Annotated in this window: 8 protein-coding genes; 3 read left to right on the top strand and 5 right to left on the bottom strand. The window is 42.0% G+C overall.

Annotation, left to right across the window (positions count from 1 at the left end; all coding sequences use genetic code 11):
* Positions 1-5 precede the first annotated feature (5 nt).
* Positions 6-2,393, bottom strand: a complete 2,388-nt coding sequence (locus KO511_RS16930; RefSeq protein WP_215988589.1) for a S8 family serine peptidase — start codon at positions 2,391-2,393, stop codon at positions 6-8.
* 442 nt (positions 2,394-2,835) lie between these two features.
* Here KO511_RS16930 and KO511_RS16925 point away from each other — a divergent pair, with 442 nt between their 5' ends.
* Positions 2,836-3,594: a 1-acylglycerol-3-phosphate O-acyltransferase gene (locus KO511_RS16925; RefSeq protein WP_215988588.1), complete on the top strand. Its 759-nt coding sequence runs from the start codon at positions 2,836-2,838 to the stop codon at positions 3,592-3,594.
* On the opposite strand, the gene KO511_RS16920 is transcribed toward KO511_RS16925, so the two are convergent.
* From KO511_RS16920 to KO511_RS16910, 3 genes are all read right to left on the bottom strand, one after another.
* The gene (locus tag KO511_RS16920) at positions 3,586-4,560 is read right to left on the bottom strand and encodes a chemotaxis protein CheV (protein ID WP_125322756.1); all 975 of its coding nucleotides are present in this window, start codon (positions 4,558-4,560) and stop codon (positions 3,586-3,588) included. The genes KO511_RS16925 and KO511_RS16920 overlap by 9 nt on opposite strands.
* A gap of 368 nt (positions 4,561-4,928) precedes the next feature.
* Positions 4,929-5,906 (bottom strand): ion channel, encoded by a 978-nt coding sequence (locus KO511_RS16915; RefSeq protein ID WP_215988587.1) that lies wholly within the window; start codon positions 5,904-5,906, stop codon positions 4,929-4,931.
* A gap of 93 nt (positions 5,907-5,999) precedes the next feature.
* Entirely contained in the window at positions 6,000-6,896 is an 897-nt protein-coding gene (locus KO511_RS16910; RefSeq protein WP_215988586.1) for a LysR substrate-binding domain-containing protein, read from the bottom strand.
* Positions 6,897-6,999: 103 nt separating this feature from the next.
* Here KO511_RS16910 and KO511_RS16905 point away from each other — a divergent pair, with 103 nt between their 5' ends.
* Positions 7,000-8,277, top strand: a complete 1,278-nt coding sequence (locus KO511_RS16905; RefSeq protein ID WP_215988585.1) for a D-amino acid dehydrogenase — start codon at positions 7,000-7,002, stop codon at positions 8,275-8,277.
* 353 nt (positions 8,278-8,630) lie between these two features.
* Positions 8,631-10,169, top strand: coding sequence for an alanine/glycine:cation symporter family protein (locus KO511_RS16900; RefSeq protein ID WP_215988584.1), 1,539 nt, complete (start codon positions 8,631-8,633; stop codon positions 10,167-10,169).
* 82 nt (positions 10,170-10,251) lie between these two features.
* Here the strand turns inward: KO511_RS16900 and KO511_RS16895 are convergent, their stop codons facing one another.
* Positions 10,252-11,865: a chitinase gene (locus tag KO511_RS16895; protein ID WP_215988583.1), complete on the bottom strand. Its 1,614-nt coding sequence runs from the start codon at positions 11,863-11,865 to the stop codon at positions 10,252-10,254.
* Positions 11,866-12,100: the final 235 nt, after the last annotated feature.

The raw sequence follows: 12,100 nt of genomic DNA, 5'->3' as shown, positions 1-12,100 counted from the left end.
TCTCCTTATTCTGAAGGCAAAGTATCAAAAGATATGGCCCAGCGATTAATCTTCCCAGTATGCCAAGAAGAATTATCTACCGCTTTTAGCTTCCAACTCCCTTGGGAATCTGAGCCAGTAAAGTCTTTTTGATACGTCTCTTTAATTGCTTCAAGAGCACCTCCAGTTTTACTGTGTAACACAACTTCTTGACCAGAAGGAGATTCTAACGTGAGCTGCAAATCACCAATATAACCATGGCTGATATCAACCTCGATAGACACTAAACCGGCATCGCCCGCACGCTCGACATCAATCTTACTACTTACGCCCACTTCACTTTGATCCGGAATATCGAGGACGTCTTCATTGCTATAATATGTGGGCGCCGTGTCGGTCGAGTCTTGCCCATTATGAGTGGCAAGCAAAGTTACCCCCTGATACGCTTTATATCCGTAGATTAGCACTTGGTATGTACCGGCTTTTGTCACATCAAGGGCACAAGCCTCGCTAGTACCTTCTTCCTTTGAGCTGCAATCATGAGCACTCTTTGTCGGTATGCCATTAAATCGCACATAGATATCAACATCTCCAATCCCTCCGCTAAGCTCGAAAGTCGCCTTTGTTGCGCTGTCAGGAACATCGAAGGTATATACGTTGCTTGATTTACTTTCACCAAATAACTCTTGCTTAGCTACGCCATTGTCCAATACTTTATTCCCCGCATCAGGGCCGTTACAACCAATATCAAGATAAGCCTTGGCTGCTTGTGCATTAACCAAACCATAACCGGTACGATTATCACGCCCTTGTGAGTCGAGATCAGTAGCCGTTATTGTCAAAGCTCTACGCACTTGCTGAGCAGTACATTTGGGATGATAACTCCAAACTAGTCCCGCAACACCTGCAACATAAGGGGCAGCCATCGACGTTCCATTGTAGTATTGATAATTCTCACCCATGGTTGTTTTAACCGTCACTGTCTCAGTGATTTTCTCTACAAGCTCTAGCCCTAATTGACGGTCCACCGTCACAGACACTAAGTGATACATATCATCTTCATCAAGCACAAATGGATTCTGTAAGCCAGGGAGGTCTTGATTACTAAAGACGATTGCCGCTTTAGCGCCAGCTTGATAACACGCTTTTACTGGATTAATTTCCGGCCTAAAACCTGACGCTTGATTCTCGATACGTTCAACTAAACATATTTTTTCAGACATATCTCCACAATCGTAACTGCCAGATGATACATCACACAAAGCAAGAGGCGCGGTTACACTACCTGATACAGGATCTGATTTATAAGGATCGAGTGGGTTTTCTGGCACTCGCAGTACTTTACGGTTGTGAGGAACCACTCCTCGCTCAAAATAGTGGCCATCACTCGAGCGAATATCGGCAAGTACGCCCTCGCCCATAGTGACGGTAGACAAGATTGCCATTCCTGGCGCAGAAACATCGACTTGATCAGTCGCTTGTGAAAACGCTGCATGATGACTTTTATTATCGACAGCCGCTATAGACATCACCGCATCATAAGAAGCAGGGTAGCTGTGCATTGCATTACCACCATTTCCAGATGCGGCAATCAAAAGCACGCCATCATCATACAAAGATTGCAAAACATCGCGCTCTGTCCGGCTTGAAATGCTACCACCTAAACTCATATTGACTACGTTGGCACCATGGTCAGCACAGATCTGAACGGCTTTAACAAAACTCGATGAATAGCCCCAACCTGACTCATTAAACACCTTAACTATGTGTAAATTAACATTTTGGTTTGACATGATTCCCTTCACACCCTCACCATTTGTAATGGCGGCAATGGTCCCCGCGACATGAGTACCATGGGCATTACCAGTACCGGGAGACTTCCATGATCCTGTACCACTGTCATCACTACCACTGACTCGGTTACCACTGAGATCATGATGAGTCACATCATAGCCAGAGTCGATAATACATATGGTGCGATTGCCCGTATTCTCATCACTGAGTAACTGGGCATTAACGGCTGTATAGCCCCACGGAATTGTTTCACTGAGAAGGTACCGCGGTGGATCGACTTCAACATATTCAACTTGTCGATTCTCTTGCAGCTTAGACACTTGCTGCTTGTCCATTTCGATACTGAACATGGAAGGATCACCCAAACTCTCTATTTCTCGGGCTTTAGCTTCCTCAAGTAGGCTCTTATGAGATTGAGGTACAGGCTGTAGTGAGCGTGACATTCTCATCGGTGTTGGTGGGGTATCTTTAAATTTAACAATGTATTTAGTGGGGAGGTTAACCTCATTAAACTCCATTACATTCGCTAACGAAACAGACGTCATGCTAGCCATTACTACTGCCACAACCATCGATGACAGGATAAACATTCCTTTGGTTTTATTTATTATGTTGTGCATCTGCTCTGATCCTTTTGAGCTATTTTTATTCGTTTTATTCCCATGAGTCGTCAGTCATATCGACTTTTCAGAAGAATCTTAGCTATAAAGGACGCTCACAAAACAACCAACACTTTATAAAATATAAACATCATAAATAGGCACTCAATCAATTAACCAACTAAATAAGTTAACACCAAAAAATACACCCGCCTGTAAAAAAGTGAGACTTTAGTCAACAAAAAGTAGATAATAGCAACATCTAGTTGAGCTTTTATTCCACAAATAGGGGTTAAGCTTACCAACACTAAATTGAACAGATGCTGAATTTAACTATCAAGAGAGGGGATGTTTAAAACGATCTCGCCTAGAAACACTCTAATGTGGTTAAATAGAGCCTAAGCGATAGCTGCCTAAATAGTATTCATAGTGCAGCACGTCCATACTCAATGAGGAAAGTCTTTTGCTTGCTATTATTCGCCTGATTCTGACTGCAGTTTTTATTGTCTTCACCACACTGTTTGCTTTGGTGTACTGCTTGTTTAGCCCAAGAAATCCAAAACACGTATACTTTTTCTGCCGCTGGTTTAATAAGTTACAAAAAATAGTCGGTGTAGAACTGATACACAGAGGCCTTGAGAAATCGCCAACACCAGAAAAGAGTGTTTATATTTCCAATCATCAAAGCATCTATGACTTTGTGACAGATCCAGGCATGCTTAGACCAAGAACTGTAACACTAGGAAAAAAGGATTTGCTTTGGTTACCCTTCTTTGGTCAATTATATTGGATCACAGGCAATATATTGATCAACAGAGAAAATAAATCTCAAGCAAGAAGTACTATCAAGCAAGTAGTAGAAGCTATACATCAAAGAGATCTGTCAGTTTGGGTCTACCCAGAAGGCACGAGAAGCAACGGCAGAGGCTTACTACCGTTTAAAACAGGCGCATTTAGAATGGCAATAGAAGCTGGCGTACCTATCACTCCAATGTGTGTCAGTACCACTCATGGCAAGATTGATCTCAACCGAAGAGGTAACGGAATTGTCATTGCGGAGATGCTTGAGCCAATTGATGTCTCTAATTACAAATTGGAAGATGCTCGTAAACTAGCGCTGCATTGCCATACGCTGATGGCCGCTAAAATATCAGAGCTGGACAAAGAAGTTGCCCAGCGAGAAGAAGATAAAAGCCGTTCTGATAAAACACAATTAGTTTAAGATAAATTGATCCATTAATGCCACCATACGGCCGATCTCAGGTTTGGTAAGGGTGTCGTTGGCACCCAAGGCTAAAGCTTTCTCACGATTATCATCACTCATCAATGAGGAAAACATGACTATAGGCAGTTCTTTATAGACATCAGCTTCACGCAGCCTCTTAACTAGGTGCATACCGTCCATACGCGGCATTTCAACATCACTCACAACAGCGTCAACAAATTCAGTCACAAGGACATCTTCTTTTTTTGCCGTTTCAGCAAGTTCTGTTAGCTTGTCGTGCGCTTCCCCCCCATCTTTACAAGCAATGGTGTTGTAACCTGCTGAGCTCAATGTTTCTAGAATGAGATTACGAATGAATGCAGAATCGTCCACAACCATGATGGTTTTCGCATTACGTTTAGTAATCATTTTCTGGTTAAGATCAACACTTTTATCCATAGTAACATCGTATTTTTCCATACTCAGTTCTGGATTTATATCAGCGATGATTTTTTCAAAGTCGAGAATCATTATTAGGTTTTGTTCTTTACGTACCACGGCTACTACACAATCTTGCTCTCCAGCTTCAAGGAACTGGCTTGGAGATTCAACATCATTCCAAGATATCCGGTGAATACGGCTGATACTATCTATTAAAAATCCATTGGTCATACGGTTAAAGTCTGTCACGATAACAAACTTCTTATCAAGTTCCTGACTCGTAGGCACGCCCAGCCAACCCGCTAAATCGACAAGAGGAGTCAAAATATCTCGGGAAGAAAATACTCCTACCATGTGTGGCTGGGCATTTGGGTAGTCTGATGTTTCAGGAACTTGAATAACTTCGCGCACTTTGGCAACGTTAATACCGTAATAACAGGTTTTTTTCGAGCCATCTGGCATCTGCTTAACCAAATGAAATTCAATAATTTCAAGTTCATTGGTGCCACTTTCTGTAAGAATTGTACTGCTTGAAGTGCTCATAATGGGTTTTACTCATTCTCGGTATCAATTACATGTACGTTGGGTTATCACAAGCCCACGTAACTGCCTTATTTGTGCTACCCCACATTCATTTACCCAGCAAATGAATATGAGGTACAAGTAAACTATCTCATCTATCACTATAAATACTAGAATAATTCGTCAACATCACCGTAAGCTCCTGCCTTGCTCACACTATGATGAGATCTTCTTTCATCTCCAAGTATAAACCTCGCTCGGTAAACTTTCCTCAGTTGCGTAAAACAGCTTATTAATTAAACATTTATATTCTAAATATTTAAACTCTCACTTGTGCTTCATAAGAAAATGACCGTTAGATCTTTTTTAGCCAATGTTCATTAGTCAACTTAACGTGTCATTTTCTTAACAAAAACCACCACAAATAACGCCATAGTAAAGCTGCCAAGAAAAGCTTCCAATGCTGCAACAAATCTCGCAAAACCAACCGGAGAGATGTCTCCATAACCAAGTGTAGTAAAGGTCACCACGCTAAAGTACAGCGAATTAAAAAACTCAAATAAATAAAACTGCCAGCCACTAAGCTCTTCATATATAGGGTGTGCGCTTGTTGTATCGAGAAAAAAGTAGGCTAAAGCGCATACCAAAATTAGAAACATTGAAAAGCCAACGACCCGCATAGGATCTTCCCCATAACCACAAAACAAATCTACGGTTTTAGATACAATTCTTTTGACGCACAATCTAGGCATCTGATAACGCCGAAAACGCATTTCACGTTTAAAAAAGTCACCTGCTATCTCAAACAAACCCTGGGTTTCGCATTGCTTACGAATGTTACGGCACACTTCCTCTGCTTCCTGATACAAGGGCGCAACTCTGTCATATTGCCGTGCCTTTCGCGCTTCTCTGACTTGTTCTTCTTGTTTTATGTAGCGTCCCCATTTTACATTTTCTAACTTGGCTCTATCGAGATCAGCTCCCAACAAGTTACAATGATCCAACTGAGCACAATGGAGATTAGCGCCCACCATCTTGGTTTTCATCATAGAGGATCCCCTCAAATCAAGACCAAAAAAGTGAGCATCTGTTAAATCAGCACGATAAAAATCCACATCACGGCATGAGTAACCATCCTTGTTGCCTCGGTTTACCAAGTTTATGTCTAATAAATTCGTTCTTGCCAACTGAAATCCGTCTAAAGGTTTACCTTCTGCAGCCCATTGTTCAACCTTGTCTTTTACATCATCATTGCTTTTATCGACTTTGGGGTCATGCCAGTAACATAGACCGGAGTCTCCACACGGTTGATCGCAGCACCAGCCATCAGGATTTTGATAGCTGCATTGGCTTTGGGTCGATTCCATATAAACTGCCCTGTAAGCACGTCAGTAAACTGACATTTACTGATACCATTAATTGTAGTGGGCACTTATGTACTCGCAAATTATATTTACACATTAATCAATAAAGACTTGTTGTTTCAGCCAAAGTTTAAACAGATGTGTATCTGACGTATTAGAATGAGTAAGAATAAAATACCCTGCACCAGCTCTAATAGCAGGATATGGAGTGATTAACCTCTTCTGAGTGATTTCATATCCAAGTAGAGCTTTACGGGCAAGAGCTACCCCGACCCCAGCTTCAGCAGCAGCCATGGCCATATCCGTCCTATTAAAAAAGTGACCTCGAGTCACGTCAAAATCCAACTTATGCTTTACGGCCCAATAGTGCCACTCTTGTTCTTTTAGCGCTCCTTCCCAAGGCATTGCATCATGAAGTAAAGTCACGCTTTTCCAAGCTAAATCCGATATAGAACAACAAGAACTGAAGGTACTATTAAAATAATCTGGGCTCATCACCGGCACAAGCGACTCTTCCATCAACATTTCTGCATTTTTAAGCTTGTAAGGCAGTGGTCCATAGTCAATCGCGATATCATAATCCCGACTAGTACTATTAACCAAAGCGCCTTCAGCAAACATCTGTATCTGAATATCTGGATGACTTTTCTGAAAATCATCTAAGCGTGGTACCAGCCATTTAAAAGCGAGCGAAGGGGTTAACTTCAATCTAATCGGCTGATTGGATCTTTCGTTGCTCAATTGATAAACGCTGTCTTCAATTGCGACTAAATGTGGGCTCACAGATTCCACTAACTTCTGCCCAAGAGTGGTTAAACGTATACCTCGAGCATGACGCTCAAAAACCAAAAAGCCTAGTCGTTCTTCGACCAACTGGAGTTGCTGGCTTACCGCCCCAGTAGTGATATTCAGCTCACTTGCAGCACTGGTCAAACTTTTATGTTGAGCCAGAACGCTCACCAAATTAATACCATTGAGTAAATAAGGCTTCATTTGCATAGCTTTTAGTTTTTCTAAAACATGATATTAATTTTCATCGATTGTTACTCAGATGTAAACACAGCAGAGTAAAGTAAAGCCGTAGGGAGAAAGTATTGTGAAAGTCATTATTTTAGGAAGTGGTGTTATCGGTTTAACGAGCGCATGGTACCTATCTCAGGCTGGTTGTGATGTAACAGTCATAGACAGACAATCTCGCTCTGCACAAGAAACAAGCTTTGCCAACGCTGGTCAAATATCTTATGGCTATTCTTCTCCGTGGGCAGCACCGGGGATACCGATCAAAGCTCTAAAATGGCTAATATCAAAACATGCCCCTTTGAAAGTAAAACCCGGCCTAAATCGAGAATTGCTAAGCTGGTCAACCCAAATGCTACAGGAGTGCAATCTAAAGCGGTATCGTGTCAACAAAGCTCGTATGCTGCAAATCTCATTACATAGTCGCCAGTGTTTAGCAGAATTAAATGAGAACTATGAAATGAACTACCAAGGGAGAAGCCAAGGAACCTTACAAGTATTTCGCACCAAGAAACAACTCCAAGCCCTAGAAAAAGATACCTCATTACTAAAAGAAAGTGGAACACGATACCAACTGCTCAACAGTGAGGAGTGCCTAAATCAAGAACCTGGGCTTGCTCATATGCGAGGAACACTTGTAGGTGGCTTATACCTGCCTGACGACCAGACTGGTGACTGCCATTTATTTTGCCAACAATTGCAAGTTATGGCTCAAAAAGCTGGTGTTAAGTTTAATTTTGATACTGACGTTTGGCACTTAAACTTTAATAAAAATAAAATTCATAGCGTGAGCACTTCTCAAGGTGAGTACACAGCAGATACATTTGTTGTTGCGCTGGGAAGCTACTCTAAAGAACTTCTAAAGCAGGTAGACATACAGCTCCCTCTCTATCCAGTTAAGGGCTATTCGCTTACTTTGCCCATCCTAAACAATAGTCATGCACCCAAATCAACCATTATGGATGAGACTTACAAGGTTGCCGTCACACGATTCGATCAAAGAATACGAGTCGCTGGCACAGCAGAACTTGCAGGGTTTGATTCATCTTTACCTAGCAAACGAATAGCAACATTAAATCATGTGGTAACAAATTTATTCCCTAATGGTACCGACCTATCAAAAGCAGAGTATTGGACCGGATTTCGTCCAATGACTCCTGATGGAACACCGATTATCGGTAGCACCACTATTAAAAACCTATTTACTAATACTGGGCACGGAACTTTAGGCTGGACAATGGCCTGTGGTTCTGCCGATATACTAACGCAAATTATTACTCAGCCATTAGCAAACAAATACAGTCAGCTAAACATGCATCGATACACAAATAATATAAATGAATATGCTTTCGTTTAACGGCATGGGGGATGTTAATATAATGTTTCTTGAAACAAGCATAGCATGACCAAGCCCATTAAAGATGGCATACTAAGTCTTTGAGTTTTAATTTATTTTGTTTTTATTCAGATTTTAATGCACATCAACTTCAGGTTACTCATCCCCGCTAAAAAAGCAACCTCCCTCTTATAAAAAGCAAAAATCTTTTTATTCCTATTCATAGGTACTGGTTGGTTTAACGTTTGCTTGGCATTTTGTGTCTGACTTCACGCAAAACAACTTTAGAACACAAAACATTTAACACTAAAGTTACAAAAAGGTTAATATCCAGAGCGAAAACCACCAATCAAAATAAAACAGGGAAAATACTTATGCAGTCATTAGTTGATTTTCTGAATGGAATCATCTGGAGCCCAGCATTGATTTATCTATGTTTGGGATCAGGGTTGTTCTACTCAATCATGACTCGATTTGTTCAAATTCGCCACTTTGGCGAAATGTGGCGACTTCTCCTCTCAGGAAAGAGTTCGTCCAAAGGAATTTCATCCTTTCAAGCACTTGCAGTGTCGTTATCCGGGCGTGTAGGAACAGGAAATATTGCTGGTGTTGCTGCTGCAATTGGCTTTGGCGGACCCGGTGCGGTATTTTGGATGTGGGTGGTGGCATTCTTCGGAGCTGCTACAGCTTATGCAGAGTCAGCACTAGCTCAAATCTATAAAGAAGAAGATAACGGCGAATTTCGTGGTGGTCCAGCCTATTACATAGAAAAAGCCATGGGCCAAAAATGGTATGCATGGTTATTTGCAATCGCAACCATTTTTGCTTGTGGATTCTTACTACCAGGAGTGCAGTCAAACAGTATTGGAAATGCCGTTGAAGGCGCATTTGGTTCTGGCGGGATGGTTGAAACTGCAGTAGGCACCTTTAGTTTTGCCAAAATTTTAACTGGTACTATCATATCAGTCATTCTTGCATTCATCATTTTCGGCGGTGTGAAACGAATTGCCAATTTTACTCAAATTGTTGTCCCTTTCATGGCACTCGCTTACATCATTACTGCATTCGTGATTATCTTGCTCAACATTGAACAAGTACCTATGGTCTTCTCTATGATCATTGGCGATGCCTTTACTCCAATGGCTGGCGCTGGTGCAGCGATCGGCTGGGGAGTTAAACGCGGTGTATATTCTAATGAAGCAGGCCAAGGTACAGGGCCTCATGCTGCGGCTGCGGCAAGTGTTGACCATCCAGCTCAGCAAGGTTTAGTGCAATCATTCTCTATCTACATTGATACCTTACTAGTGTGTTCAGCAACGGCCTTTATGATCATTATTACAGGTGCATACAATGTACATGGAGCAGAAGGCTTCCTAGTGCAAAATGTGGCTTCTGACATCGCAGCAAATGGTCCTATGTTCACTCAAATGGCGATCGAAAGTGCTCTTCCTGGTATAGGAAAACCATTTATTGCTGTTGCTTTGTTCTTCTTCGCCTTTACAACAATTCTTGCCTATTACTACATAGCAGAAACAAATGTGGCCTATATCCGTCGCCATATCAAAGTTAATGGATTGATGTTTATGCTAAAAGTGGCGCTTGTCGCGGTTGTGTTCTACGGTACAGTTAAGACAGCCAACTTAGCATGGGCGATGGGTGATGTCGGTGTTGGCCTGATGGCATGGTTAAACATTGTCGGTATTCTGACCATTTTCTTTATGGCAAAGCCTGCGTTAAAAGCCTTGCATGACTATGAAGAACAGCAGAAACAAGGCGTCACTGAATACATATTCAACCCTGTTAAACTTGGCATAAAAGGTGCTGATTACTGGGAAGATAAATACCGTCGTAAGACAGGTAAAGAGCCTACAGCGGAAGTCGAGTCCAAACCGGTAGAGCAGCCCTCAACCTAGAGCAATAATTAAGATAAAAGCAGTGGTAAGAAAAGGGGTTAGCAATGTGCTAACCCCTTTATATTACCCATGCGAAAAGTCGTTACAGTTCAAACGACGGGCACTGAATTTCATCCCAAAACCAATTAGACTGCAGGGGTGTATCCCACACTCCTGGTCCATTTTTGGCACGAAAGCATTTTCCATTATGAATCACTTTATCTCCATCACTCACTTGAGTGCCCCCCTCTTGCCAGGGAATAAATTCATTTGGGTTTGGCTTTGTGGGCCCATCTAACAGCTTCTCCCAAGGTCCACCTAGATCAGGTCGATTTCCTTTTGTCCACCACTTAGCTTGATATGTATTTTCCTTGTAAGTAACTTCTTCACCCGCCATATATTGCTTGTTAATATTCCACTCATTACCTTTATTAGGGTCAGGGACATCAAGCTGGTCAACAATACGAACCTCTGGCCACTGAGCATGAGACTCATAAAAGTTAGTGACACATTTTTCATAATCACCAGCGACAAGGGCTGAATACGCGGTTTGAAAACCAACTAGCTCACATTCAAATGAATAACCCTCGGGACGATTAGGGTAATATTTCCAGTTGCCATCCCAATTGGTGTAAAGCACATCTTCAGCGCCATCAAGGTTGAGGCTACCATATGGAGTTTGCTGCCAACACGTGTCTTTTTCATCAAGGCTGAGAGGGATCTGATAATGAGACGATAAACCCCGCCAGTATTTGATTCGATTAACTGGCTGGCCTTTGTCTTTGTTCTGATCGCCGCACTCTATTCCTCCGTTGATGATATTTATGGTGGTGCCAAACCCAAACCCAATACCAGCATCAATTTCTCGTTGAGATGGCTGCCAAGTTCCATCAATCACATGTAGCATTGCAGGTTTGGGAGCTTGTGGGGTCAGAAAAAACCAGATTGCCGAAGCAAGATTAAGCCATGAATCTGCAACTAAACCGGGGTTATTGAGTAAGACTGTTGCATCCCCAGCAAACATGACCTCTGAAAAAGCCCCATAGTTGAAATGATAAGACAACTGTTTAGCCCCTCGCCCGAAATACCCCTGCCCAGCACCACATGGCCACTTTCTATTCTGCCAATTATTCTGACCGCAACCTGTCGTGTATCCGACATCACCTTCAGACCACCCCATTTCTCGCACATGAACTAAAGCTTGCTGCCATTCTTCTAATCCAAGTGGATTATCAGAAGTGTTATCTTTAGCAATATGTCCGCCAGTTTCCTGAGCAAAATGAGCAAATGCCGTTACAATCGAGCGCTTACAAATCGCATCCGCATCTCTTCCATCCGTGTACAAACCACAAAATGCTGGAAACTTGCCTATTGCACGTAAGAACCGAATATAGCTATATTCAAACGTTGCCATATGAGTAAGAAAGTCCCACTCCTGCTTTGGAAATACTCTTTCTGCACGTTTTACGTTACTCGGGTTACTGTCTAAACCAGGTTCTATCGCTTCAACAATATCGTTAGGTACCGTCCCAAGCGCTTGAGACCACACTTGGTACATGGGGTTCGAAGTCTGTACTTGCTCTACCGCTTCAATATCAGATCGTTTGATAACGTATCCAGTTGGATTAAGTGGATCGGGCTGAATATTCATTGCAGCCCAACTTGGAGAGGCCGCATACACACATAAGGTAGCAACCAAGTAATTTGCTTTTCTCATCACACTTTTCCTTGTTAATAAGAGGCAAGAAAAGATTAGAAAAGGCAATACAAATATTCACCACATAAGCATTAACCTAAGCTTAAGTTGCGAGTGATCTTGAGGTTGTGGAGAGGGATAACACTTTGCTAGTGACCAAAAATGCAAACTGGCTTCAAAAATACAATCCATTAAATAGTGTATAAAAAGTCAGCATATACAAAAAAGCCAGCATCAAAGCTGGCTTACAAAAATC

Source organism: Vibrio hepatarius (assembly GCF_018860525.1).
GTDB classification, from domain to species: domain Bacteria; phylum Pseudomonadota; class Gammaproteobacteria; order Enterobacterales; family Vibrionaceae; genus Vibrio; species Vibrio hepatarius_B.
This window is presented reverse-complemented; position numbering and strand designations above follow the sequence as displayed.